General features: G+C 57.0%; 20 protein-coding genes and 1 other RNA gene. 11 read left to right on the forward strand and 10 right to left on the reverse strand.

The genetic code is table 11. The features are described 5' to 3' along the window. Nucleotides 1-2: 2 nt before the first annotated feature. Both AB3N39_RS08640 and AB3N39_RS08645 read right to left on the reverse strand, forming a co-directional pair. Nucleotides 3-659 carry a CoA transferase subunit B gene (locus tag AB3N39_RS08640; RefSeq protein WP_115874834.1) on the reverse strand — a complete coding sequence of 219 codons (657 nt, stop codon included), beginning with the start codon at nucleotides 657-659 and terminating at the stop codon, nucleotides 3-5. A gap of 2 nt (nucleotides 660-661) precedes the next feature. Beyond that, the gene (locus AB3N39_RS08645) at nucleotides 662-1,369 is read right to left on the reverse strand and encodes a CoA transferase subunit A (protein ID WP_115874835.1); all 708 of its coding nucleotides are present in this window, start codon (nucleotides 1,367-1,369) and stop codon (nucleotides 662-664) included. A 140-nt stretch (nucleotides 1,370-1,509) separates the two neighbouring features. On the opposite strand from AB3N39_RS08645, the gene AB3N39_RS08650 reads away from it, so the two are divergent. Further along, on the forward strand, nucleotides 1,510-2,412 hold the full coding sequence (locus AB3N39_RS08650; RefSeq protein ID WP_168708000.1) for a LysR family transcriptional regulator: 903 nt from the start codon (nucleotides 1,510-1,512) through the stop codon (nucleotides 2,410-2,412). Between the two features lie 19 nt (nucleotides 2,413-2,431). On the opposite strand, the gene aroH is transcribed toward AB3N39_RS08650, so the two are convergent. Together aroH and AB3N39_RS08660 are read right to left on the reverse strand one after the other, a co-directional pair. Further along, the gene (aroH, locus tag AB3N39_RS08655) at nucleotides 2,432-3,478 is read right to left on the reverse strand and encodes a 3-deoxy-7-phosphoheptulonate synthase AroH (RefSeq protein WP_367897213.1); all 1,047 of its coding nucleotides are present in this window, start codon (nucleotides 3,476-3,478) and stop codon (nucleotides 2,432-2,434) included. A 152-nt stretch (nucleotides 3,479-3,630) separates the two neighbouring features. After that, nucleotides 3,631-4,464, reverse strand: a complete 834-nt coding sequence (locus AB3N39_RS08660) for a pyruvate, water dikinase regulatory protein (RefSeq protein ID WP_023311315.1) — start codon at nucleotides 4,462-4,464, stop codon at nucleotides 3,631-3,633. 335 nt (nucleotides 4,465-4,799) lie between these two features. On the opposite strand from AB3N39_RS08660, the gene ppsA reads away from it, so the two are divergent. From ppsA to AB3N39_RS08675, 3 genes are all read left to right on the forward strand, one after another. Then, entirely contained in the window at nucleotides 4,800-7,178 is a 2,379-nt protein-coding gene (gene ppsA / locus AB3N39_RS08665) for a phosphoenolpyruvate synthase (RefSeq protein WP_367897214.1), read from the forward strand. Between the two features lie 233 nt (nucleotides 7,179-7,411). Continuing rightward, entirely contained in the window at nucleotides 7,412-8,812 is a 1,401-nt protein-coding gene (locus tag AB3N39_RS08670) for an MFS transporter (protein WP_048977420.1), read from the forward strand. Between the two features lie 3 nt (nucleotides 8,813-8,815). Continuing rightward, nucleotides 8,816-11,191: a glycoside hydrolase family 3 N-terminal domain-containing protein gene (locus tag AB3N39_RS08675; RefSeq protein ID WP_367897215.1), complete on the forward strand. Its 2,376-nt coding sequence runs from the start codon at nucleotides 8,816-8,818 to the stop codon at nucleotides 11,189-11,191. Nucleotides 11,192-11,196: 5 nt separating this feature from the next. Here the strand turns inward: AB3N39_RS08675 and rprA are convergent. Next, nucleotides 11,197-11,304, reverse strand: an RNA gene (gene rprA, locus AB3N39_RS08680) — antisense sRNA RprA. 208 nt (nucleotides 11,305-11,512) lie between these two features. Then, nucleotides 11,513-12,628 (reverse strand): AI-2E family transporter YdiK, encoded by a 1,116-nt coding sequence (gene ydiK / locus AB3N39_RS08685; protein WP_045910283.1) that lies wholly within the window; start codon nucleotides 12,626-12,628, stop codon nucleotides 11,513-11,515. Between the two features lie 199 nt (nucleotides 12,629-12,827). Here ydiK and AB3N39_RS08690 point away from each other — a divergent pair, with 199 nt between their 5' ends. The 3 genes from AB3N39_RS08690 to AB3N39_RS08700 all read left to right on the forward strand — a co-directional run bounded on the left by AB3N39_RS08690 (nucleotide 12,828) and on the right by AB3N39_RS08700 (nucleotide 16,571). Further along, entirely contained in the window at nucleotides 12,828-15,884 is a 3,057-nt protein-coding gene (locus tag AB3N39_RS08690) for an FAD-binding and (Fe-S)-binding domain-containing protein (protein WP_252092785.1), read from the forward strand. Next, entirely contained in the window at nucleotides 15,881-16,291 is a 411-nt protein-coding gene (gene menI, locus AB3N39_RS08695) for a 1,4-dihydroxy-2-naphthoyl-CoA hydrolase (protein WP_023311321.1), read from the forward strand. The genes AB3N39_RS08690 and menI overlap by 4 nt, the downstream gene beginning before the upstream one ends. A gap of 85 nt (nucleotides 16,292-16,376) precedes the next feature. Then, nucleotides 16,377-16,571, forward strand: a complete 195-nt coding sequence (locus tag AB3N39_RS08700) for a YdiH family protein (protein WP_003857766.1) — start codon at nucleotides 16,377-16,379, stop codon at nucleotides 16,569-16,571. A gap of 88 nt (nucleotides 16,572-16,659) precedes the next feature. Here the strand turns inward: AB3N39_RS08700 and fdhF are convergent, their stop codons facing one another. The 4 genes from fdhF to ycgZ form a co-directional block, all read right to left on the reverse strand. Beyond that, nucleotides 16,660-18,810: a formate dehydrogenase subunit alpha gene (gene fdhF, locus AB3N39_RS08705; protein WP_133294224.1), complete on the reverse strand. Its 2,151-nt coding sequence runs from the start codon at nucleotides 18,808-18,810 to the stop codon at nucleotides 16,660-16,662. A 191-nt stretch (nucleotides 18,811-19,001) separates the two neighbouring features. Then, a complete protein-coding gene (locus tag AB3N39_RS08710; RefSeq protein WP_023311323.1) occupies nucleotides 19,002-19,280 on the reverse strand; it encodes a biofilm/acid-resistance regulator YmgB/AriR in 279 nt (92 codons plus the stop codon). A gap of 28 nt (nucleotides 19,281-19,308) precedes the next feature. Next, complete coding sequence (locus AB3N39_RS08715) at nucleotides 19,309-19,629, reverse strand: hypothetical protein (protein ID WP_248173608.1); 321 nt, start codon at nucleotides 19,627-19,629, stop codon at nucleotides 19,309-19,311. Between the two features lie 4 nt (nucleotides 19,630-19,633). Continuing rightward, nucleotides 19,634-19,873, reverse strand: coding sequence for a regulatory protein YcgZ (gene ycgZ, locus AB3N39_RS08720; RefSeq protein WP_023311324.1), 240 nt, complete (start codon nucleotides 19,871-19,873; stop codon nucleotides 19,634-19,636). Between the two features lie 336 nt (nucleotides 19,874-20,209). Between ycgZ and AB3N39_RS08725 the strand changes: the two genes are divergently transcribed. From AB3N39_RS08725 to sufB, 4 genes are all read left to right on the forward strand, one after another. Further along, the gene (locus AB3N39_RS08725; RefSeq protein WP_133294226.1) at nucleotides 20,210-21,430 is read left to right on the forward strand and encodes a diguanylate phosphodiesterase; all 1,221 of its coding nucleotides are present in this window, start codon (nucleotides 20,210-20,212) and stop codon (nucleotides 21,428-21,430) included. Between the two features lie 188 nt (nucleotides 21,431-21,618). Then, nucleotides 21,619-22,347, forward strand: coding sequence for a MerR family transcriptional regulator (locus AB3N39_RS08730; protein ID WP_133294227.1), 729 nt, complete (start codon nucleotides 21,619-21,621; stop codon nucleotides 22,345-22,347). A 312-nt stretch (nucleotides 22,348-22,659) separates the two neighbouring features. Continuing rightward, nucleotides 22,660-23,028 (forward strand): Fe-S cluster assembly scaffold SufA, encoded by a 369-nt coding sequence (gene sufA / locus AB3N39_RS08735; RefSeq protein ID WP_008500631.1) that lies wholly within the window; start codon nucleotides 22,660-22,662, stop codon nucleotides 23,026-23,028. 8 nt (nucleotides 23,029-23,036) lie between these two features. Further along, nucleotides 23,037-24,527 carry a Fe-S cluster assembly protein SufB gene (gene sufB, locus AB3N39_RS08740; protein WP_023311328.1) on the forward strand — a complete coding sequence of 497 codons (1,491 nt, stop codon included), beginning with the start codon at nucleotides 23,037-23,039 and terminating at the stop codon, nucleotides 24,525-24,527. Nucleotides 24,528-24,531 lie beyond the last annotated feature (4 nt).

Raw genomic sequence — 24,531 nt, forward strand, 5'->3', positions numbered from 1 at the left:
CCTCAGCTAAAGCGCATCTCGCGAACGTCGTCCGCCACAATCATTTTTCCGGCCGTCTTAGCCGCTATTTCGTCGATACTGACGCCGGGGGCGTATTCCCGCAGGATGAACGCGCCGTCCTCTATCTCCAGCAACGCGAGGTCGGTTAAGACCCGGCGGATACAGCCCGCCCCCGTGAGCGGCAGCGTGCAGCGCGACAGCAGCTTTGACTCGCCGCTTTTCGACGCGTGGGTCATCACCACAATGATGTTCTGCGCTCCGGCGACGAGATCCATCGCGCCGCCCATACCCTTCACCATCTTTCCGGGGATCATCCACGAGGCGATATTGCCTTCGACATCCACCTCAAACGCGCCCAGCACCGTCAGGTCAACATGGCCGCCACGGATCATGGCAAACGACTGGGCCGAGTCGAAAATGGCCGCGCCTGTCCGTGCGGTCACGGTCTGTTTACCGGCGTTGATCATGTCCGCATCAAGGCTCTGTTCGTCAGGAAACGCGCCCATCCCCAGCAGTCCGTTTTCCGACTGAAGCATCACGTCCATTCCTTCCGGAATGTAGTTCGCCACCAGGGTAGGAATACCGATCCCCAGGTTGACGTAATATCCGTCCCGCAGCTCGCGGGCGACGCGCATGGCCATCTGTTCACGGGTTAACATCGTCACACTCCTTCCGCGCGCAGGGTGCGCTGTTCAATACGTTTTTCAAACTGGCCGACAATCAGTCTGTCGACGTAAATGCCCGGGGTATGAATGGCCGACGGGGGCAGCTCGCCCGGGGGAACAATCTCTTCCACCTCGACGACCGTTATCCGGCCCGCCGTTGCCATCAGCGGATTAAAATTTTGCGCAGTATGCCGGTAGACGACGTTGCCGTACCAGTCCGCTTTCCAGCCCTTGATCAGCGCGAAATCACCGGTAATGGCCTCTTCGAGGATGTAGTGCTTACCGGCAAACTGGCGCACGTCTTTGCCGGTAGCCACGGGCGTGCCGTAGCCGGTGGCCGTGTAAAATGCCGGGATACCCGCACCGCCCGCGCGCACCTTTTCCGCCAGCGTGCCCTGAGGCGTGAGTTCAATCTCCAGTTCGCCGCTCAGCACCTGCTGCTCGAACAGCGCGTTTTCGCCGACGTAAGAAGCCACCACCTTACGCACCTGCCGCGTCTCAAGCAGAAGCCCAAGACCGAAGCCGTCCACGCCGCAGTTGTTTGATACCACCGTCAGATCTTTCACCTGACGGCGTCTGACCTCTGCTATCAGGTTCTCCGGAATACCGCACAGGCCGAAGCCGCCCGCCAGCAAAGTCATTCCGTCCGTCAGCCCATCCAGCGCCTGCGCATAGCTGTCGACGCGCTTATCCAGTCCCGCCATCGTCATTCCTCCTCTTAACCGTGGCGGTATCATTAGGGGCGGCGACTCATTTGTTAATTTTGAATTTGTGACCCACTCATTTGGTTTTTTTATTAATTTCCTGTTAACTAAATTTTTTCAATTAGTTAACAAGGTGAAAAATGAGAATGAGTGTCAAACAGTTACGCGCGTTTTTAGCGGTAGCTCACACTCTCAATTTCGCGCACGCCAGCGAACGGCTGAATCTTTCCCAACCGGCCCTGAGCCTGACGATTAAAGCGCTGGAGGACGCGCTCGGCGGACCGCTGCTGCAGCGGAGCACGCGCAAGGTCGCGCTGACGCAGGAGGGCGAGACGTTTTTGCCGATGGCGCGCCAGCTGCTTGCCGACTGGGATAACGTCGAAGAGGCGATGCACCAGTGCTTTACCCTGCAGCGCGGTAAAATTTCGGTTGCCGCCATGCCGTCGTTTGCCGCGAATGTCCTGCCCGAGGTGCTGAAAGCGTTTCGCGATCGCCATGCCGGAATCAACGTCACCGTGCATGACGTTATCAACGAGCAGGTGATAGAGATGGTGCGGGAAGGGCGCGTGGAGATGGGCATCGCCTTTGAGCCCGCGCCCACGCACAACCTGCTGTTTACCCCGCTGGGCCTCGACAGGTTTGTAGCCATTGTGCCGAAAGATTCCCCGCTGGCGGGCAAGAAGCGCCTGACATGGGAAGCGCTGCTGACGCTGGATTTCATCACCCTGCAGCGCCCCTCAGCGGTACGTCTGATGATGGAGGAGGAGCTGGCGCGAAGCGGCAGAAAGCTGGACGTCGCGCTGGAGAGCCATCAGCTGGTTACGGTCGGGCGAATGGTCGCGAGCGGGCTGGGCGGCAGTGCCGTCCCGGCGCTCTGCGAGGCGCAGATGACGGCGCTGGGCGCGGTCTGTATTCCGCTGGATAACCCGTCGATTGAAAAGTGCATCGGGGCGATCCATCCCGGGCACACGCAGCTCTCTAAAGCGGCGCATGCCCTGCTGGAAACGCTGAAGGATTTTTATCAGCCGGGTCAGGCGGTGTGACCCGGCTGACCCGCATGTTTCAGAAGCGGGTATCTACTGCTGCAGCCAGCTTTTCCAGCAGCAGCTCGCTGTCTTCCCAGCTCAGGCACGGGTCGGTGATCGACTGGCCGTAAACCATCTGCTGTCCGGCAACGATTTTCTGCGTGCCTTCCTTGATGAAGCTCTCGGCCATAATCCCGGCAACGGCGGTCGAGCCGCTGCGGATCTGCTGGCAGATCTCATCGCAGACGTCCAGCTGGCGGCGATGCTGCTTCTGGCAGTTGCCGTGGCTGAAATCCACTACCAGATGTTCCGGCAGGGCGAATTCGGCCAGCGTTTCACAGGCCGCCGCAATATCTTGTGCATGGTAATTGGGTTTCTTCCCGCCGCGCATAATGATGTGCCCGTAAGGGTTACCGCTGGTCTGGTAGATGGTCATATGACCGCTCTTGTCCGGCGACAGGAACATGTGGCTGGCACGGGCAGCGCGGATGGCATCAACCGCAATACGGGTGTTGCCATCGGTCCCGTTTTTAAAGCCGACCGGGCAGGAGAGGGCGGAGGCCATCTCGCGGTGGATTTGGCTTTCGGTGGTGCGTGCGCCAATTGCGCCCCAGCTGATCAGATCGGCGATAAACTGCCCGGTCACCATATCAAGAAACTCGGTCGCCGTCGGCACGCCCAGCTCGTTGACCTGCAAAAGCAGCTTACGCGCCAGCTCGATGCCGTGGTTCACGCGATAGCTGCCGTTGAGGTCAGGATCGGAGATCAGCCCTTTCCAGCCCACCACGGTCCGCGGTTTTTCAAAGTAGGTGCGCATAACAATCTCAAGGCGGTGCTGATACTTATCCCGCAGGCCCTGAAGCCGTTTTGCATAATCCATCGCGGCATCCAGGTCGTGGATGGAGCAGGGACCAATCACCACCAGAAGACGCTTGTCTTCACCATTGAGGATTTTTTCAATGCGGCGGCGGGAGGCCGTCACGTGTTCCGCAACGGCAGCGGAAACAGGATGCCGCTGGGCCAGTTCAGCCGGCGTAACCAGGCTGTCAATGCGCGCAGTGCGGAGTTCATCGGTTTTATTCATGGAATGTCTCAGAAAATTTTTGCTTCATCGGCAGACTACCGGGAAGTGATGGGCATCACCTTAAACCAATCCCTGCTGATTTCAAGTTCGGGGCGACACCGCCCCGTGGTTGCCGATCATGATACTTGAATCTGAGTTAATGTACTAGCATATTAGTACATGCGGCGGTTTAGCCCCATGATGTCGAGAATTTTTGTGGCAATTTCTTCCACCGAATAGTTGGTGCTGTTCAGCCATGGGATCTGATTTTTGCGGTACAGGGCTTCCACTTCGGAGACCTCCATCCGGCACTGGCGCATGGAGGCGTAGCGGCTGTTCTCGCGGCGCTCTTCGCGGATAGCGGCAAGGCGCTCTGGATTAATGGTCAGCCCGAACAGCTTGTGCTGCAGCGGCTTGAGGGCGGCGGGCAGCACCAGGTTATCCATATCGTCAGCGATAAACGGGTAGTTGGCGGCGCGAATGCCGAACTGCATCGCCAGGTAGAGACTCGTCGGGGTTTTGCCGCAGCGCGACACGCCAAGCAGGATCACCTGCGCCTGGTCGAGATTGCGCAGCGAGATACCGTCGTCGTGCGCGAGGGTGTAATCGATGGCGGCGATACGGGCATCGTACTTGGTCAGGTTGCCGGGGTTCAGCCCGTGGGTACGGTGGGCGATAGGGGTCGGGTCGAGCTTCAGCTCGCTTTGCAGCGGAGCCACCAGCGCCTGCACGATATCCTGGCAGAAGCCTTCACTCTGCAGAATGATGGAGCGAATCTCGGGGATAACGATGGAGTAGAACACCAGCGGGCGGACGCCGGTCTGCTGGTAAATGGCGTCGATCTGGTCCTTCACCGCTTTGGCGCGGCTCTCATTTTCGACAAACGGCAGCGTAATGCTGTTGATCGATACGGGAAACTGCGACATCACCGCGTGGCCCAGCACCTCGGCGGTAATCGCCGTACCATCAGAAATATAAAAAACGTGACGATCGACAGCACTATCCATTTTACCCACCCTGAATATCAGACGTAATTGTCTGAAAGCATAAATTAAAAAAGTAATTTACACAGCAAAGAACTTATCCTAATTATGAGTGAAACACTGTTTTTGATTTTCCTGAAAAGTGGATTTCATTTTTCAAATAGCGACTTTATTTTTGGGGTTTCTGGCTGAATATAGAGGAATCATCGGGTTAATCGTTGATGGGAAAGTATCCGAAAAGTTGAAATTTTAAATTGCTTACACGATTCACCGTTTTTTTAGCGGAAATAAATATGCCAGTATAAAAACGTAGTCAGGTGTTACTTACTCCGATCAAATATCACAAAAGGATTGTTTCGATGTCCAACAATGGCTCGTCACCGCTGGTGCTTTGGTATAACCAACTCGGCATGAATGATGTAGACAGAGTTGGGGGCAAAAATGCCTCCCTGGGTGAAATGATTACAAACCTCTCGGGTATGGGTGTCTCCGTACCGAACGGGTTTGCCACCACCGCCGATGCCTTTAACCTGTTTTTAGACCAGAGCGGTGTTAACCAGCGCATTTACGACCTGCTGGATAAAACGGATATTGATGACGTCACCGAGCTTGCCAAAGCCGGGGCGCAGATCCGCCAGTGGATCATCGACACACCTTTCCAGCCGGAACTGGAAAAAGCCATTCACGACGCGTACAACCAGCTCTCCGCTGACGATGCGCAGGCCTCCTTTGCCGTACGTTCCTCTGCGACCGCAGAAGATATGCCGGACGCCTCGTTTGCCGGACAGCAGGAAACCTTCCTGAACGTCCAGGGTTACGATGCGGTGCTGGTGGCGGTGAAGCACGTGTTTGCTTCCCTGTTCAACGACCGTGCCATCTCCTATCGCGTGCATCAGGGCTACGACCATCGCGGCGTGGCGCTCTCCGCTGGCGTACAGCGCATGGTGCGCTCGGACGTGGGCTCATCCGGCGTGATGTTCTCCATTGATACCGAATCCGGCTTCGACCAGGTGGTGTTTATCACCTCCGCGTGGGGTCTGGGTGAGATGGTTGTGCAGGGGGCGGTTAACCCTGACGAATTCTATGTTCATAAGCCTACGCTGGCCGCTGGCCGTCCGGCGGTAGTGCGCCGCACCATGGGCTCGAAAAAAATCCGCATGATCTATGCCCCGACGCAGGAGCATGGCAAGCAGGTTAAAATTGAAGACGTACCGCAGGAGCAGCGCGACCGCTTCTCCCTCACCGACGCTGAAGTTCAGGAGCTGGCGAAGCAGGCGGTGCAGATTGAAAAACACTACGGCCGTCCGATGGACATCGAATGGGCGAAAGACGGTAACACCGGCAAGCTGTTTATCGTGCAGGCGCGTCCGGAAACCGTCCGCTCTCGCGGTCAGGTGATGGAGCGTTATACGCTGCACGCCCAGGGCAAAATCGTGGCGGAAGGCCGTGCTATCGGTCACCGCATCGGTGCCGGTCCGGTTAAAGTGATCCACGACATCAGCGAGATGAACCGTATTGAGCCAGGCGACGTGCTGGTGACCGACATGACCGACCCGGACTGGGAACCGATCATGAAGAAAGCGGCGGCTATCGTTACCAACCGCGGCGGTCGTACCTGCCACGCGGCGATCATTGCCCGCGAGCTGGGTATTCCTGCGGTTGTCGGCTGCGGTGATGCCACCGAGCGCATGAAGGACGGCCAGAACGTGACCGTATCCTGTGCCGAAGGCGATACCGGCTACGTGTATGCCGATATCCTCGACTTCAGCGTGAAGAGCTCCAGCGTGGATACCATGCCTGACCTGCCGCTGAAGATCATGATGAACGTCGGCAACCCGGACCGCGCGTTCGACTTCGCCTGCCTGCCGAACGAAGGCGTAGGCCTGGCGCGCCTGGAATTTATCATCAACCGTATGATCGGCGTTCACCCGCGTGCGCTGCTGGAGTTTGACGACCAGGATCCGAAGCTGCAGAACGAAATCCGCGAGATGATGAAAGGCTACGACTCGCCGAAAGAGTTCTACGTCGGTCGTCTGACCGAAGGGATCGCGACGCTCGGCGCCGCTTTCTATCCGAAACGCGTGATTGTGCGTCTGTCTGACTTTAAGTCTAACGAATACGCCAACCTGGTCGGCGGCGAGCGCTACGAGCCGGAAGAAGAGAACCCGATGCTGGGCTTCCGCGGGGCCGGACGCTACGTGTCCGACAGCTTCCGCGACTGTTTCGCGCTGGAGTGCGAGGCGGTGAAGCGCGTGCGCAACGACATGGGGCTGACCAACGTCGAAATCATGATCCCGTTTGTGCGTACCGTCGATCAGGCTAAAGCCGTTGTTGACGAGCTGGCGCATCAGGGTCTGAAGCGCGGCGAGAACGGGCTGAAGATCATCATGATGTGCGAAATCCCGTCCAACGCCCTGTTGGCCGAGCAGTTCCTGGAACATTTCGACGGCTTCTCTATCGGCTCGAACGACATGACGCAGCTGACGCTGGGTCTGGACCGTGACTCCGGCGTGGTCTCCGAGCTGTTCGACGAGCGCAACGAGGCGGTGAAAGCGCTGCTTTCTATGTCCATCCGCGCGGCGAAGAAGCAGGGTAAATACGTCGGGATTTGCGGTCAGGGTCCATCCGACCATGAAGACTTTGCCGCCTGGCTGATGGAAGAGGGGATCGATAGCCTGTCCCTGAACCCGGATACCGTGGTGCAAACCTGGCTGAGCCTGGCGGAACTGAACAAGTAACGCCACGCTGACCCGAAAAGGCGAGGATATTATTCCTCGCCTTTTTTATTTCCGCCCGAATATGCTCCCCATCACAAATAAAGTAAAAAACTAAATATCATAATTTGCCTGTTAATTTAGACAATTGTTAGCGCGCAACGCGTTGCTAATACTTGAGCCTTACTGCGCATTTCCCTTCAGGTGATGCGCAACTGGTTGAAATACGTTTTAACCTGATAAAAAGGCAAATAACAATGACACTTTCCTCTGTATTGCGTACCAAAGATAAAATAGGTTATGGCTTAGGTGATATGGCCAGCGCGCTGGTCTGGCAAACGGCAACGTTATTTCTCGCTTATTTCTATACGGACGTTTTTGGGCTTCCCGCCGCGATTATGGGCACCATGTTTTTAGTGGTGCGCGTGGTCGATGCGTTTGTCGACCCGTGCATTGGCGCGCTGGTTGACCGCACCCAGACGCGTCACGGACGTTTCCGTCCCTGGCTGCTGTGGTTCGCCATCCCGTTTGGCGTAAGCTGCCTTATCACTTTCTATGTACCGGACGTGGGGCCGACGGCGAAAATCGTCTATGCCTGCGTGACCTACGCAATTTTAAGCCTGATTTACTCCGCGATTAACGTGCCTTACTGCGCCATGCCCGGCGCGCTGACGCTGGATCCGCGCGAGCGTCACTCCCTGCAGTCGTGGCGCTTTGGCCTGTCGTTTATCGGCGGGTTGATTGTGACGGTTATTGCCCTGCCGCTGGTCTCATTGTTAGGCCAGGGCAACGTGCAGAAAGGCTATTTCTATGCCATGAGTCTGATGGGCCTGCTGGGAATCGTTCTGTTCTTCTGCTGTTTCCTGATGACCCGCGAGCGCTATTCGCCGCGCAATGATACCTCCGGCTCGATGCTCACCGATTTAAAACTGTTGGCCGGGAACAGCCAGTGGCGTATTGTTTTCCTGTTTAATATTTTGCTGTTAACGGCGGTGGTGACGCGCGGTTCCGCCACGATGTATTACGTGAACTATGTGCTGTTGCGCCCGGATCTGGTTTTTGCCTTTATTGTTTCCGGCATGGTTGCCTCCTTAAGCGGCGCATTATTATCTGAACGGCTGCTGGGAAAATTTGACCGCGTGCGCGCCTATCAGTGGACGATAATTTCCTTCGTGATTTTTGGTGCGCTGATTTTCTTCCTGCCGCCTTCGCAGGTGTGGCTGATCTTTGGCCTCAACATCGTCTTTAGCTTTATTCAAAACCTCACCACGCCGCTGCAGTGGACCATGTTCTCCGATGTGGTCGACTACGAGGAGCATCGCAGCGGCCGCCGCCTGGACGGGCTGGTCTTCTCCACCGCGCTGTTTGCCATCAAATTCGGCCTGGCGCTGGGCGGCGCGGTGGTCGGCTGGGTGCTTGGCATGGTGGATTACGCGCCGGGACAGGCAACCCAGGCGCCAGGCGTTCTCTCGACCATCAACGCGCTGTTCACCCTTATCCCTTGCGCGCTGTTCCTCTGCATGGTCGCGCTGCTTGCCATCTACAAGCTCAACAGCCGGCTGGTTGATTCCATCGCCCGTGAGCTGGCCAGCAAACGTGAGGTCAGACCCGAAGCGGGGCAGCTCAGCCCGGCAACCCCTTCCGCACTACAGGAGTAAAACATGACAGCTATCTATAAGGACGCGGGACGTCCCGTGCACGAGCGCGTCGCCGATTTACTGGCGCGTATGACCCCGGAAGAGAAGTTCGCCCAGATGCATGCGTACTGGCTGATCCTCGATGAAAACGGCAACCACCGCGAGCGCAGCGACCTCAGCGATGAATTCGCGGGCGTGAGCGAGCAGGCAGCGCTGAGTGAACGGCTAAAGCTGGGCGTCGGGCAGATCACCCGTCCGCTCGGTACCCACATCGTTGACGCGAAAACCGGCGTGCGCGCCGCGAACCGCCTGCAGCGGATGATGATGGAAGAGACGCGTCTCGGCATTCCGGCCTTGTTCCATGAAGAGTGCCTGGTGGGGCTGCTGTGTAAAGACGCCACGCTGTTCCCGTCGTCGCTGAACTACGGTTCGACCTGGGATCCTGAACTGGTACAGCGCGCGGCGGAGCAGATCGGGAAAGAGGCGCGATCCGTCGGCTGTCAGCAGGGGCTGGCGCCGGTGCTGGACGTTTCCCGCGACGTGCGCTGGGGGCGAACCGAAGAGACCTTCGGGGAAGATCCCTGGCTGGTGGGGGTGATGGCGACCGCCTGGGTGAAAGGATTGCAGGGCGATAATCGCGACCTGCTGGCGACGCTCAAGCACTACGTGGGCCACTCGTTCAGCGAAGGGGCGCGCAACCACGCGCCGGTACACCTGGGGTTCAGCGAGCTGAATGACACCTTCCTGCTGCCGTTTGAAATGGCGGTGAAGCTGGCCAATGCCGGGTCGGTGATGCCCGCCTATCACGATATCGACAATCAGCCGGGGCACAGCGACAGCTTCCTGCTGACTACCGTCCTGCGCGAACAGTGGGGATTCGACGGGATTATTGTCGCGGACTACGGCGGCATCAGCCTGCTGCACCAGCATCACGGGATTTCCCACGATGCGGCGGAATCCGCCGCGCTGGCGTTCAACGCGGGGCTGGACGTTGAGCTGCCGAAAGACGACTGCGCGCGGCATCTGGCAGACGCCGTTGAGCGCGGGCTGATCTCTATGGCGAAAGTGGATGAGATCGTGGCGCGCGTGCTGACGGAAAAATTCCGCCTGGGCCTGTTTGAAAAGCCGTACGCGGATGAGAACGGTATCGATCTGCAAAACGACATGACCCGCCAGGTCGCGCGGGAGGTGGCGACGAAATCGCTCACGCTGCTGGAAAATAACGGTATTTTACCGCTCGGCGGTAAGCCCCGCGTGGCGGTGGTGGGGCCGACGGCAGACGATCCGCTGGCGTTACTCAGCGGCTACAGCTTCCCGGTGCATCTGATCATCAGCGATATGGTTGAAGAGACCTCGCAGGTGACGACCCCGCGCGCGGCCCTGGAACACTACCTCGGCGCGTCGCAGGTCCGCTATGCCAAAGGGTGTCACATTATCGAGAAACGGATGGCGGGTGCGCCGGTCTTCCCGGGCGACAGCGGCGGCAAACCGATGCAGCAGTCGCCGGTGTCGCAGAGTACCGCGCTGATCCCCGAGGCCGTGAACGCCGCCCAGGAGAGTGACGTGGTGGTGGCCTGCGTGGGCGATCTTGCCGGGCTGTTCCAGAGCGGCACCGTGGGGGAAGGTTCCGATACCGATTCCCTGAACCTCCCTGGCGTGCAGCAACAGCTGCTGGAAGCGCTGGTGGCGACGGGCAAACCGGTGATCGTCGTGATGACCGGCGGGCGCCCGTACAACCTTCAGGGGCTGGAGGATAAGGTCGCGGCGCTGCTGGTGGCGTGGGCGCCGGGGCAGGAAGGGGGCTGGGCGATTGCGGACGTGCTAACGGGACGCGCAGAGCCGCAGGGGCGTCTGGTGGTGAGCGTGCCGAAAAGCGCCGGGGCCATGCCGTATTACTACAATCACAAGCTCAAAAGCGGCGGCACGCCGTTTGCGTTCCACTTCGGTTCACGTTATCCGTTTGGCTTCGGCCTCGGCTGGACGACGTTTAGCTGGGGGGCTGCCCGCCTCGCTGAAAGCAGCGTGCCGATCGACGGCGAGGTGACGCTGAGCGTAGATATCGCCAATACCGGGGAGCGCAGCGGCAGCGAGGTGGTGCAGGTTTACGTCAGGGATAAGGTCGCCACCCAGGTACGGCCGCTTCAGGAGCTGAAGGCGTTCCAGCGCGTCACGCTCTCGCCGGGCGAATCCGCCACGCTCAGCTTTACGCTACCGGTTGAGATGTTCAACTTTACCCGCCGGGACGGGAAGCGCATCGTTGAGCCGGGCGAGTTTGAACTGCAGGTTGGCGCATCGTCGGCGGATATCCGCGAGGCGGTGACGGTCAATGTGTCCGGGGAAACGCGGGTGCTGCCAGCGGAGTGGCGGATGCTCAGTGCCTGTGAGATTAAGCGCACGTAGTCAGGATAAAAAAAAGCCCATCGTGGGAGATGGGCAAAGACTACACACAGCAATTCGTTGTTTCACTCAGGGGATTTCCATGCTTATAAATCAAGGTGTTGATTTATAACCGTGTGCTAATAGTAGGCATGTCATCTTTGAGCGTCGATCGGATTCGTCTCAATAGTTAAAGAGACGTAAAGATTTCTTGAGGTTAAGAGCAGAATGAGTGCATGAATAGCGTGTCTGACCAGTGAGCAACGAACAAATACTTTAGCAGCGTTAAAGTATTGTGAGGGGGAATGTAGGCCGGGTGCGCGTTAGCGCCACCCGGCATAAAACTTAATGCGTGTTTTTCTCTTCCAGCTCTTCCAGTTCGCTCAGGATCACGTCCGGGTCGGTTCCCGGCGGCGGAATTTCATGCACCCAGGCGGAGAACAGACGCCATGTGACGGCGAGCAGCACCGGGCCAATAAACAGGCCGATCATGCCAAAGGCAATCAGTCCGCCAATGACTCCGGAGAGGATCAGGATCAGCGGCAGGTCTGCACCCATGCGGATGAGGATCGGACGAATGACGTTATCCATGGTGCCGACCACGCAGCTCCAGACCAGCAGCACCGTTCCCCACGTGGTGTCACCCGTCCAGTAGAGCCAGATAATACTAGGGACCAGCACCAGCAGCGGTCCCAGTTGCGCAAGACAGGTCATCAGCATGACAACGGTGAACACGGTGGCGTACGGTACGCCGGAAATCGCCAGACCGATACCGCCCAGCACCGCCTGCACCAGCGCGGTCACCACCACGCCCAGCGCAACCGCGCGCACGGCCTGCGCAGCCAGCAGTACCGCAGCGTCACCGCGTTTGCCCGCCAGGCGGGTGGCGAAGTGACGAACGCCTAATGCCACCTGCTCGCCGCGCCAGTAGAGCAGGGCGCTGAAGAGCAGCATCAGGGTACAGTGCATCATAAAGCGGCCGATATGCGCCGCCTGACCCACAAACCAGGTGGTGGTAGTGCCAATATACGGGCGGACTTTTGCCATCAGCGCGCTGCCGCCCATCTCCAGCAGGCTATGCCAGCCGCTGTAGAGCTTGGCGCCCACCACCGGAATGCTGTTCAGCCAGGCGAGATCCGGCAGCGTCAGGTCACCGCTGCTAATGGCGCGAATAACGGGGCCGCTGGAATCCACCAGGCTATTGACCAGCAGAGCAATCGGAATAATAAACAGCAGGAACAGCAGGAGCGTCATGACCAGCACGGCTAACCCGCGGCGGCCGAACAGCAGCTTCTGCAAGCGCAGCAGCAAAGGCCACGTGGCAACGACAACGGTCGCAGCCCACGCGAAGCCGAGAATAAAGGGTTGAACAATCCACAGACACGCAATAATCATGAGGGCCAGAAACAGCACCGACAGCAAAATTTGCGCAACATCCCTGGGCTGGCGAAGATTGACCATAAATGAAACTTTCCTTAAAAGAACGCCAGTACAACTGGCGGGAACGGAAAACCGCGTCTCTTTAATCATTAATGATCTCAGCGGTTTTTGACAGGCGGATTTTGCCTGTAATTCAGCAGAGATTATAAGAAAAAAATGTGATAAAACTTTTAAGATACACGCAAACGATTTCATACAACTCTAATTAGGGTCGACAGTCATGATCCCACAGATTTCTCAGGCACCTGGCGTCGTTCAGCTGGTGCTTAATTTTTTGCAAGCACTGGAGCAACAGGGTTTTACAGGTGATACCGCCACGAACTATGCCGACAGGCTGACGATGGCGACCGATAACAGTATTTACCAACTTCTTCCCGATGCGGTGGTTTTCCCTCGTTCCACGGCCGACGTCGCGCTGATTGCCCGGCTGGCAACGCAGGAGCGCTTTGCCTCTCTGGTCTTTACGCCGCGCGGCGGCGGCACCGGGACCAACGGTCAGGCGCTGAATCAGGGCATCATTGTTGATATGTCGCGCTATATGAACCGCATCATTGAGATCAACCCGGAAGAGGGGTGGGTGCGGGTCGAAGCGGGCGTTATCAAAGATCAGCTTAACCAGTACCTCAAGCCTTACGGTTACTTTTTTGCCCCGGAGCTTTCCACCAGTAACCGCGCGACCCTCGGCGGGATGATCAACACGGATGCCTCCGGTCAGGGCTCGCTGGTCTACGGCAAAACCTCCGATCACGTGCTGGGCGTGCGTGCCGTTCTTCTGGGCGGCGATATTCTCGATACGCAGCCGATGCCGGTCGAACTCGCGGAAACCCTTGGCAAAGATAACACCGCCAGCGGACGCATCTATCGTACCGTACTGGAGCGCTGCCGCGACAACCGCCAGCTTATTCTCGATAAGTTCCCCAAACTGAACCGCTTCCTGACCGGGTACGACCTGCGTCACGTCTTTAACGACGACCTGACCCAGTTCGATTTAACCCGCGTGCTGACCGGTTCCGAAGGGACGCTGGCCTTTATCACCGAGGCGCGGCTGGATATCACCCGCCTGCCGAAGGTGCGTCGGCTGGTGAACGTCAAATATGACTCCTTCGACTCTGCGCTGCGCAATGCGCCGTTTATGGTGCAAGCTAAAGCGCTCTCGGTGGAGACGGTCGACTCCAAAGTGCTCAACCTGGCCCGGGAGGATATTGTCTGGCACTCCGTCAGCGATCTCATTACCGACGTGCCGGATAAAGAGATGCTCGGCCTCAATATCGTGGAGTTCGCCGGCGACGACGCGGCGCTGATTGAGCGCCAGGTCACCACGCTCTGCCAGCGGCTGGATGAGCTGATTGCGCAGGGGGAAGGCGGCGTGATCGGCTGGCAGCTCTGTAACGATCTGGCCGGGATTGAGCGTATCTATGCGATGCGTAAAAAAGCCGTGGGGCTGCTCGGCAATGCGAAAGGGGCGGCGAAGCCGATTCCTTTTGCCGAAGATACCTGCGTGCCGCCTGAGCATCTGGCGGATTATATCGTCGAGTTTCGCGCCCTGCTGGACAGCCACGGCCTAAGCTACGGCATGTTCGGCCACGTCGATGCCGGGGTACTGCACGTGCGTCCGGCGCTGGATATGTGCGATCCGCAGCAGGAGATCCTGATGAAGCAGATCTCAGACGATGTGGTGGCCTTAACCGCCAAATACGGCGGCCTGCTCTGGGGGGAGCACGGGAAAGGGTTCCGCGCGGAATACAGCCCGGCATTCTTCGGCGAACAGCTCTACGCGGAGCTGCGCAAGGTGAAAGCGGCGTTTGACCCGCATAACCGCCTCAACCCGGGCAAAATCTGCCCTCCTGAAGGCGTGGACGCGCCAATGCTGCAGGTGGATGCCGTCAAGCGCGGCACGTACGACAGACAGATCCCGATTGCGGTGCGCTCGTCCTGGCGCGGCGCGATGGAGTGCAACGGCAACGGCCTGTGCTTTAACTTTGATGTGAAAAGCCCGATGTGCCCGTCGATGAAAATCACCAGCAACCGTATCCACTCGCCGAAAGGGCGGGCGACGCTGGTGCGCGAGTGGCTGCGTCTGCTGGCCGATCGCGGGGTTGATCCGCTCAGGCTGGAGCAGCAGCTCCCGGAAAAACGGGCCAGCCTGCGCTCGCTGATTGAGCGCACCCGCAACAGCTGGCATGCCAACAAGGGCGAGTATGATTTCTCCCATGAGGTGAAAGAGGCGATGTCCGGCTGTCTGGCCTGTAAAGCCTGCTCCACCCAGTGCCCGATTAAAATCGACGTGCCGGAATTCCGCTCGCGTTTCCTGCAGCTTTACCACACCCGATACCTCCGCCCGGTGCGCGACCATCTGGTGGCGACGGTGGAAAGCTACGCGCCGCTGATGGCGCGTGCGCCAAAGACCTTTAACTTCTTTATCAACCAGCCGCTGGTGCGCAAGCTCTCCGAAAAACATATCGGTATGATCGATCTGCCGCTGCTGTCGGTGCCGTCTCTGCAGCGCCAGCTTGTCGGCCACCGTTCGGCGAACATGACCCTCGAACAGCTGGAGGCGCTCGCTCCGGAGCAAAAAGCGAAGGTGGTGCTGGTGGTGCAGGATCCGTTTACCAGCTACTACGATGCGCAGGTGGTCGCGGATTTCATCCGCCTGTCGGAAAAGCTAGGGTATCAGCCGGTGGTTCTGCCGTTCTCACCCAACGGCAAGGCGCAGCACATCAAGGGCTTCCTGACGCGCTTTGCAAAGACCGCGCAGAAAACGGCTGACTTCTTAAACCGCGTTGCGCAACTCGGGATACCAATGGTCGGCGTCGATCCGGCGCTGGTGCTTTGCTATCGCGATGAATACAGGCAGACGCTCGGCGACAAGCGCGGTGATTTCAACGTAATGCTGGTGCACGAGTGGCTGCCGGTGGCGCTGGAAGATAAGGCGGTACAGGATGTCAGCGGGGAACCATGGTATCTGTTCGGACACTGCACGGAAGTCACCGCGCTGCCGGGTGCCCCCGCGCAGTGGGCGTCCGTTTTTGCCCGCTTCGGTGCGAAGCTGGAGAGCGTCAACGTAGGCTGCTGCGGGATGGCCGGAACCTACGGACACGAAGTGAAAAACCACGCCAACTCGCTCGGCATCTATGAGCTGTCCTGGCATCAGGCGATGCAGCGTTTGCCGAGAAACCGCTGTCTGGCGACGGGCTACTCCTGCCGCAGCCAGGTAAAACGGGTAGAAGGTAACGGTGTGCGTCACCCATTGCAGGCTTTACTGGAGATAATTGGATGATCTGGAAACGTGCCGTCACGCTGCAGGCGCTGAACGCCATGGGCGAGGGGAATATGGTGGGGCTGCTGGATATCCAGTTCATCCGCATTGGCGACGATGAGATTGAGGCCACCATGCCGGTCGATAGTCGCACCCACCAACCGTTTGGTTTATTGCACGGCGGGGCCTCCGTCGTGCTGGCCGAAACGCTGGGCTCGGTGGCGGGGTATCTCTGTACCGAAGGGGAGCAGAAGGTTGTCGGACTCGAGGTGAATGCTAACCACATTCGCTCGGTGCGCAGCGGGCGCGTGCGCGGTGTATGCCGCGCGCTGCACGCCGGAAGCCGCCATCAGGTGTGGCAGATCGATATTCTCGATGAGCAGGATCGCCTGTGCTGCTCATCGCGGCTGACCACGGCGGTTGTGTAAAGTTTTCAGATGTTTTGCCTTTGGTCAAAAACTAGCCAGCCCGTTGTGATATACTGGTCAGGTTTTGTACATAAGCGAGGACATCATGGATACTGAAATAACCCCAACACAGCTGGCAATTGAATATTTACGTCGCGATAAGAGCAACCTGTCTCCGGCGCAGTACCTGAAAAAGCTGAAACAGCTTGAGCTGGAATTTACAGATTTGCTGGCGCTCTCTTCGAATGAACTGAAAGAAGAGATCTACTTTGCCTGGCGGTTGGGCGTTCACGTCCATTGAGCACATGAGAATAAAAGGGCCGCGAGTGCGGCCTTTTTTGTGTCTGAAATTCAGTATCGGGAGGCGGTGACGCCACCCGATATTTTCCTCAGACATTGACGGCGTTGATCAGCCGCGACTTCATGGACTGATATGCAGACGCTGCATAGTCCTCCGCCCAACGCTGATCCTCTATCGCCTCTAGCTGCACCGCGCAGTACTTCGTTTCCGGCGTTTTGGAGATGGGATCGAGGTTATCCTGGGTCAGCTCGTTGCAGGCGCCAATCCACCACTGATAGGTCATGTAAACGGCCCCGGTGTTGATACGCTCGCTGATGCTGGCGCGGGTAATCACTTTGCCGCGGCGTGAACGTACCCAGACCAGCTGCCCGTCAGTAATGCCCAGCTTTTCTGCATCGGCAGGGTTCATTTGCACCCGGCCCGGCTCGTCGGCCAGGCTTTGCAGCGCGGCGCAGTTCCCGGTCATGGAGCGACAGGAATAATGTCCCACCTCGCGTACCGTACACAGCACCAGCGGGAAATCTGCATCCGGGGTTTCAGCCGGCGCGCGCCACGGTGCGGCAAAGAGTTGCCCTTTACCGCTCGGGGTGTCGAACTGATTGTCTTTGTACAGGTACGGCGTGCCGGGGTGATCCAGCGTCGGGCACGGCCACTGCACGTGGCCCATCTCGCCCATTTTTTCATACGTCACGCCGTAGAAAAGCGGGCACAGCTCGCGCATCTCATCCCAGATCTGCTGGTTGGAGTCATAATGCATCGGGTAGCCCATCTCGGTGGCGAGCAGGCTGATGATTTCCCAGTCGCGCTTCACGTTGCCGCTGGCCTCGATGGCTTTGCCAAAACGCTGGAAGCCGCGATCGGCACAGGTAAAGACGCCGCCGTGCTCACCCCAGGATGTGGCCGGGAGCAGAACGTCCGCCACCTCTGCCGTTTTGGTCATAAAGATGTCCTGAACCACAACAAAGTCGAGCGCCTCAAAACCGCTGCGCACCAGGCCGAGATCGGCTTCGGTCTGAAGCGGATCCTCCCCCATGATGTAGTAGGCCTTAACCTTGCCTTCCAGCGCCAGATGGGGCACCTCGGTAATGCGCGTCCCGACCCGATCGTCCATTTTGTTGACGTCAATCCCCCAGGCATCGGCGAACTTCTGCCTGACCGCCGGATCGGTCACATCCTGATAGCCCGGGAACATATTCGGCAGAACGCCCATATCGCAGGCGCCCTGAACGTTGTTTTGTCCGCGCACCGGCCCGACGCCGACGGCGGGTCGACCCAGGTTGCCGGTCAGCAGCGCCAGGCTGGAAAGCCCTTTGACCACATCCACGGCCTGACCAAACTGGGTCACGCCCATCCCCCACATCACGGTGGCGGAAGGGGCCGCCGCGAAGGTGCGCATTGCCTGACGAACGTCGCGGGCGGGAATGCCGGTAAGATGCTCAACCGTCTCTGGCGCATAGTCTTTCACCGTCTGGCGATAGGCCTCAAGCCCCTCGGTAAAGCGCGCCACGTAGCTTTTGTCGTAGAGCTCCTCTTCCAGCAGCACGTAGCCAAAGGCGTTTACCAGCGCCATGTTGCTGCCGTTTTTCAGCTGCAGATGCTGGTCGGCAATGCGCGCCGTTTCAATGCGCCGCGGATCGCAGACGATAATTTTTGCGCCGTTTTCACGCGCTTTCAGCACGCGCCGGGCGACGATGGGGTGGGAGTCCGCGCAGTTATAGCCAAACACCAGCAGGCATTTTGAGTTTTCAATATCGTTGATTGAGTTGCTCATCGCGCCGTTGCCGAGCGTCTCCTGTAAACCGGCCACGGAAGGGCCGTGACAGACGCGCGCACAGCAGTCCACGTTGTTGGTGTTCAGCACCGCGCGGGCAAATTTTTGCATCACATAGTTTGTTTCATTGCCGGTTCCGCGAGAGGATCCGGTGGTCATGATCGACCGCGGCCCGTGCTGCGCTTTAATGCTGCTGAGTTTGTGCGCGGTGTAGCGGATAGCCTCTTGCCAGGTAACGGGAGTGAATGCCTCGCCTTTATGGTAGCGGATCATCGGCTGGGTCAGGCGCGGGGTGAGCAGACGGGTATCGTTGAGGAAGTCCCAGCCGTAAAAGCCTTTCAGACACAGGGTACCCTGGTTTGTGATGCCTTCTGCGGCTTCGGCACGGATGATACGGTTATTTTCAACGACAAGGTTTAATTTACAGCCTGCACCGCAGTAGGGGCAGACGCTGGCGATCTTTTTCATCAATAACAGACCTGTTAAGAAATGAAGCAAAGTTGACTGGAAAACCCAGTCCCGTAAGCAGAGGTAAGCAGGAACCGTGCCAGGTTGGCTTTGCTGGTTTAACAGGGTGTCAAGCGGGGAAGGCGCGTGTCATCGTCAGAACATTCGTCAGTTTTGACGATGACACGAATGCAGGATGAGTGGCCGTGAAATTACAGGTCGTCCATGGTGTAGCCCACGACAATTTCCAGCGTCTTGCGAATCACATCCGCCTGAACCACGTCGTGAGTGGCTTCCAGCGTCTGAATGAGCCAGAGGATAATCGCTTTATTGGACAGATGACCTTCGGAGGCCAGAACACAGCGTACTGCAGTAGAAAAAACAGCGGACTCTTCAGCAAAACGATCGCCTGCGTGACGGAAGTATTCCGACAGCGCACTGTCTAAAAAAGCAGAATGATATTCGGGTTGAAGCTGAATATTTTGTCTCATTTGTTCTCACCGTAGCTGTTAATTGCAGTCAATGTATTTTCTTTGGATCGGACGGTTTTCCACTTCCAAACAACGGCACAACATTGTCCCGGTTATCGTTGAGAGGTCCCTCTCCTTTCGTTCGTCCTTGCGCGGTTCTGCGACGTGTAAAGGCGATGCTGTTTGAGCCGATCTCGGCAATCACCACCGCAAGTGTCTCCCGCCGCCGGGGATCCTTTTCATGTTCTTTCATGATCCGCAGACGCTGAAGCAATCCTTCGGTTGTTACCGGTCCCCGCTCTTTCAAAAGAGAGAGAACGGCTTCACCGATAAGCGTGTCGATCAGTTTGTCTGCGTTACTGCTCTTCATATCCTTACCGTTCGAAGAGCAGACCAAGCAGCTTGTGGTAATGCTCTTCCTCTTCCGGGCCATCGGCCTTTTCGAGGCGGCTGAGCAATTTTGTACAAAGCGATTTGCGATTCAGATTTCGCCCGTCGCTGAGAATTTCAACAACCACCTGGCCCAGCGTCTCCTGCTGGGTAGGAAGCACGGCTTTTTCGAAGTACTGTGCGATTGCTGCTGCGGAATCTGCGACGTAACCTTTCTGCTGCATGTTTCGCTCCTGTAAAATTTTGTCATCACTAGCGTTACAATTAAGGTATACATAATTTCCAAATCTGTACATTAAAAATGTACAGATTTTTAATATTTCTTCGATATATTTTATAAAGTTATTTATATTCAGTTAGTTGCGCTTGGGTGGTGGAGAGGTAATATTACAGGATATATTGTACAAAATGGTCGAGGGCTGTTAAGTTGTACAGCCAGGAAAAACGTTTCTTAAATTGCCGTAAACGGTTGAGATGTAAATTATTTGTCAGGCAATTAATGTGCTATAAATGAACCTTATCCACCTCTTTTGTGGCCAACCCCTAACCCCAGGAATCGCATGCTCACCACCATCATTTACCGCAGTCATATCTGCGAGGACGTACCAGTGAAAGCCCTGGAAGTCATGGTTGCTGCTGCAAATAGTAAAAACCAGCAATCCAATATCACGGGGATCCTGCTGTTTAATGGCACACATTTTTTTCAGCTGCTTGAAGGGCCAGTGGAACACGTTTCTGCCATCTATGAGCAGATTTGCAACGACCCTCGCCACCACAACGTAGTGGAGCTGATGCGCGATCACGGACCTGTCCGTCGTTTTGGCAACGTGGGCATGGAGCTTTTTGATTTACGCCACTTCGACAGGGACGAGGTGCTGCAAGAGGTGCTCAACAGGGGGACGACGCGCTATCAGCTGACGTACAACGACCGCCCGCTGCAGTTTTTCCGCACCTTTGTCGAGGCTACGGAAAAAGCGAACTATTTTGAACTGCCTCCTGCGGATTCCTGGGAATTCGTGCGCGAAGAGACGCGCTTGTCCGCGCAGCCCGAGGTGGTCGCGAAAGGGGCGGATTGCAGCTTCGCGTTCCAGCCGATAGTCGATCCGTTTATGCAGCAGGTTGTCTCCTGGGAGGCGCTTTTGCGCACCCCGTCCGGCGACTCGCCAGGGGCTTATTTCGCCAGCCTTCCGAATGAGGAAGTGTACGCGTCTGATTTGCAAAGCAAGCAGGTGGCGCTCTCCATGGCCAGCGCGCTGGGGTTACAGGACCAGACGTTATCCCTGAACCTGCTGCCTATGACGCTGGTTAACATTCCCAACGCCGTGGACTTTCTGCTCACCGCGATTGAAGCCAATGGGTTTGTACCCGAGCAAATTGTGGTGGAGTTCACCGAGAGCGAAGCCATTTCCCGATTCGATGAATTCACGGATTCGGTCAGGCAGTTAAAAAGCGCGGGCATCAGCGTGACGATCGATCACTTTGGTGCCGGATTTGCCGGGTTGCAGCTGCTGGCTCAGTTTCAGCCGGACAGAATTAAGATTAATCGCGATCTGGTCGCAAACGTGCACAAAAGTGGTCCCCGACAGGCCATTATCCAGGCGATTATCAAATGCTGTGCCTCGCTTGAGATCCAGTTCTGCGCGGTGGGGGTAGAGAAGGCTGAAGAGTGGATGTGGCTGGAGTCAGCGGGAATATCCCAGTTCCAGGGGCATCTTTTTGCCAGCCCGCGACACGGCGGTATTCCCGCGATTGCGTGGCCGGAGAAAAAGTTCGAATTCTGATAAAGCTGTACACAATCCGGCAGAGTTAACTGTACGAACGGCAAATTTTATACAACAATGTATTAACAGGTGGATGGAAAAGAACCCCGTTCACCGGTTCAAAATGCGGTCTTAGTTATACAAATAGTGTGTACAATCTGATAAGGTTGGTGCAGTTAGGTATGGAAGTTCTGAGCGTGAGGGAGTTAATGGCCTATTACAGTATCGGCGAAGTGGCCGAACGATGCGGTATCAACCCCGTTACGCTGCGTGCCTGGCAGCGCCGTTATGGATTGTTGAAGCCGCAGCGCAGCGAAGGGGGCCATCGTCAGTTTGACGATGAAGATATCCTGCGTATCGAAGAGATCAAACGCCTGATGAAAAGCGGCGTCTCGGTCGGAAAAGTCAAAGCCTTGCTGGAAAACAAAGAAGTTTTGACGCAGGGCAACTGGGTTTCATTCCAGGAAGAGATGATGACCGTTCTGCGTTACGCCAGCCCGGCAAAGCTGCGTGCCAAAATTGGCGAGTTCCGCCGCGATCACGCGATAGACGCGCTGATTGACAATATTATTTCTCCCGTCCGTCAGCGCATGAACCAGGACCAAAATACCGTGCGTCACATGGCAAGCCTGTTAGACGGAGTTCTGATTGAATTCGCGATTGCAAGCCTGGCGGAGTCCCGCAAGAAAGCCGGTAAAGACGCACTGTTGATTGGCTGGGAATGCGATGACCGCACCCACCTGTGGCTGGAAGCCGCGCGCCTGGCGCAGAAGGGCTGGCACATAGACGTCCTGGCGGAACCTATTGATTCGCCGCGCCCTGAACTCTTCCCGGGGCAAAAAATCTTCGTCTGGACGGGGAAATCCCCAACGCCTCGCCAGCAGGAACAGCTCGACCACTGGCGTGAACAGGGGTTTGCTGTCTCATTTCATCACTGAGTGTAAGAGGCCTTGAGGGCCTTTTTTGTTTTTATCACTTTCTGCGCAAAATCTATCTCAAAAATAGGCATTTCCGATGCATATTTTACTTTTCTTCTCTTCGTTATGAATGCCGCGACGAAATGCATTATTAATCAATGCATTGAACAAATACATCCATCCTGACTGCATCCTCTCACAGGGTCTATGCTTAATAAAACCAGGCAAAAAGGGCGCTTTAGCCGAATGCCCCTGCTGACAGAGGGTTGAAGTGATAATCGTTATCACTAACATGGTGTTATGCCCTGATGGCTTATCAGATGAGGTGGACCTATGGAACTGCATTCAGAAACCTTTAATCCTGCCGATTTCGCCTGGCGCGGCTTAACGCTCACGCCAGCGGCGGCGGCACATATTCACGAGCTGGTGGCGAAAAAGCCCGAGATCCTCGGCGTGCGTTTAGGCGTCAAACAGACCGGCTGCGCAGGTTTCGGCTACGTGCTCGACACCGTCACCGAACCCGAGAAAGATGACCTGGTGTTCGAGACTGACGGCGCGAAGCTGTACGTCGCGCTGCAGGCCATGCCGTTTATTGACGGCACCGAAGTGGACTACGTCCGCGAAGGCTTAAACCAGTTATTCAAATTTCATAACCCGAAAGCCCAGAACGAATGCGGCTGTGGCGAAAGCTTTGGGGTATAGGCGGTACTATGTCTCGTAATACTGAAGCAACGAGTGATGTAAATACCTGGAGCGGTGGGCACCTCAACTATAAAGAGGGGTTCTTCACCCAGCTCCAGACAGATGAGCTGGCGAAAGGCATTAACGAAGATGTCGTGCGGGCGATCTCGGCGAAACGTAACGAGCCCGAGTGGATGCTGGAGTTCCGCCTGAGCGCCTTCCGCGCCTGGCTGGAGATGGAAGAGCCGCACTGGCTGAAAGCGCACTACGACAAGCTGAACTATCAGGATTACAGCTACTATTCTGCGCCCTCCTGCGGCAGCTGTGACGATACCTGCGCCTCGCAGCCCGGCGCGGTGCAGCAAACTGGCGCTGAAAACAGCTTCCTCAGCAAAGAGGTGGAAGAGGCCTTTAACCAGCTTGGCGTGCCCGTGCGTGAGGGGAAAGAGGTGGCGGTGGACGCCATTTTCGACTCCGTCTCGGTGGCCACCACCTACCGCGAGAAGCTGGCAGAGCAGGGGATCATTTTCTGCTCCTTCGGCGAAGCGATTCACGATCATCCAGAACTGGTGAAAAAGTACATTGGGACCGTGGTGCCTTCAAACGATAACTTCTTTGCGGCTCTTAACGCGGCGGTGGCCTCGGACGGCACCTTTATCTATGTACCGAAAGGCGTGCGCTGTCCGATGGAGCTTTCCACCTATTTCCGCATCAATGCCGAAAAAACCGGCCAGTTCGAACGCACGATTCTGGTCGCGGATGAAGGCAGCTACGTCAGCTATATCGAAGGGTGCTCCGCCCCGGTTCGCGACAGCTACCAGCTGCACGCGGCGGTGGTGGAGGTCATCATCCATAAAGATGCCGAGGTGAAATACTCCACGGTGCAAAACTGGTTCCCGGGCGACGGCAATACCGGCGGTATCCTGAACTTCGTCACCAAGCGCGCGCTGTGCGAAGGCGAAAACAGCAAGATGTCGTGGACCCAGTCTGAAACCGGCTCGGCCATCACCTGGAAATACCCGAGCTGCATTCTGCGCGGGGATAACTCCATCGGTGAGTTTTACTCCGTGGCGCTGACCAGCGGCCACCAGCAGGCCGATACCGGCACCAAGATGATCCACATTGGTAAAAACACCAGGTCGACCATCATCTCGAAAGGGATCTCTGCCGGGCACAGCCAGAACAGCTATCGCGGGCTGGTGAAAATCATGCCGACGGCCACCAATGCGCGAAACTTTACCCAGTGTGATTCGATGCTGATCGGCGCAGACTGCGGGGCGCACACCTTCCCGTACGTTGAGTGCCGTAACAATACGGCCCAGCTTGAGCACGAGGCGACGACGTCACGCATTGGGGAAGATCAGCTCTTCTACTGCCTGCAGCGCGGGATCAGCGAAGAAGACGCCATCTCGATGATCGTTAACGGCTTCTGTAAGGATGTGTTCTCTGAACTGCCGCTGGAATTTGCCGTTGAAGCCCAGAAACTCCTCGCCATTAGTCTTGAACACAGCGTCGGTTAAGGAA

Source organism: Enterobacter vonholyi (genome assembly GCF_040834095.1).
Taxonomy (GTDB): domain Bacteria; phylum Pseudomonadota; class Gammaproteobacteria; order Enterobacterales; family Enterobacteriaceae; genus Enterobacter; species Enterobacter vonholyi.

Bases quoted from the DNA above. Each gene is read 5' to 3' on its own strand.
- AB3N39_RS08640 (WP_115874834.1), bottom strand. From the start codon at position 659: ATGTTAACCCGTGAACAGATGGCCATGCGCGTCGCCCGCGAGCTGCGG.
- AB3N39_RS08645 (WP_115874835.1), bottom strand. From the start codon at position 1,369: ATGGCGGGACTGGATAAGCGCGTCGACAGCTATGCGCAGGCGCTGGAT.
- AB3N39_RS08650 (WP_168708000.1), top strand. From the start codon at position 1,510: ATGAGAATGAGTGTCAAACAGTTACGCGCGTTTTTAGCGGTAGCTCAC.
- aroH (WP_367897213.1), bottom strand. From the start codon at position 3,478: ATGAATAAAACCGATGAACTCCGCACTGCGCGCATTGACAGCCTGGTT.
- AB3N39_RS08660 (WP_023311315.1), bottom strand. From the start codon at position 4,464: ATGGATAGTGCTGTCGATCGTCACGTTTTTTATATTTCTGATGGTACG.
- ppsA (WP_367897214.1), top strand. From the start codon at position 4,800: ATGTCCAACAATGGCTCGTCACCGCTGGTGCTTTGGTATAACCAACTC.
- AB3N39_RS08670 (WP_048977420.1), top strand. From the start codon at position 7,412: ATGACACTTTCCTCTGTATTGCGTACCAAAGATAAAATAGGTTATGGC.
- AB3N39_RS08675 (WP_367897215.1), top strand. From the start codon at position 8,816: ATGACAGCTATCTATAAGGACGCGGGACGTCCCGTGCACGAGCGCGTC.
- ydiK (WP_045910283.1), bottom strand. From the start codon at position 12,628: ATGGTCAATCTTCGCCAGCCCAGGGATGTTGCGCAAATTTTGCTGTCG.
- AB3N39_RS08690 (WP_252092785.1), top strand. From the start codon at position 12,828: ATGATCCCACAGATTTCTCAGGCACCTGGCGTCGTTCAGCTGGTGCTT.
- menI (WP_023311321.1), top strand. From the start codon at position 15,881: ATGATCTGGAAACGTGCCGTCACGCTGCAGGCGCTGAACGCCATGGGC.
- AB3N39_RS08700 (WP_003857766.1), top strand. From the start codon at position 16,377: ATGGATACTGAAATAACCCCAACACAGCTGGCAATTGAATATTTACGT.
- fdhF (WP_133294224.1), bottom strand. From the start codon at position 18,810: ATGAAAAAGATCGCCAGCGTCTGCCCCTACTGCGGTGCAGGCTGTAAA.
- AB3N39_RS08710 (WP_023311323.1), bottom strand. From the start codon at position 19,280: ATGAGACAAAATATTCAGCTTCAACCCGAATATCATTCTGCTTTTTTA.
- AB3N39_RS08715 (WP_248173608.1), bottom strand. From the start codon at position 19,629: ATGAAGAGCAGTAACGCAGACAAACTGATCGACACGCTTATCGGTGAA.
- ycgZ (WP_023311324.1), bottom strand. From the start codon at position 19,873: ATGCAGCAGAAAGGTTACGTCGCAGATTCCGCAGCAGCAATCGCACAG.
- AB3N39_RS08725 (WP_133294226.1), top strand. From the start codon at position 20,210: ATGCTCACCACCATCATTTACCGCAGTCATATCTGCGAGGACGTACCA.
- AB3N39_RS08730 (WP_133294227.1), top strand. From the start codon at position 21,619: ATGGCCTATTACAGTATCGGCGAAGTGGCCGAACGATGCGGTATCAAC.
- sufA (WP_008500631.1), top strand. From the start codon at position 22,660: ATGGAACTGCATTCAGAAACCTTTAATCCTGCCGATTTCGCCTGGCGC.
- sufB (WP_023311328.1), top strand. From the start codon at position 23,037: ATGTCTCGTAATACTGAAGCAACGAGTGATGTAAATACCTGGAGCGGT.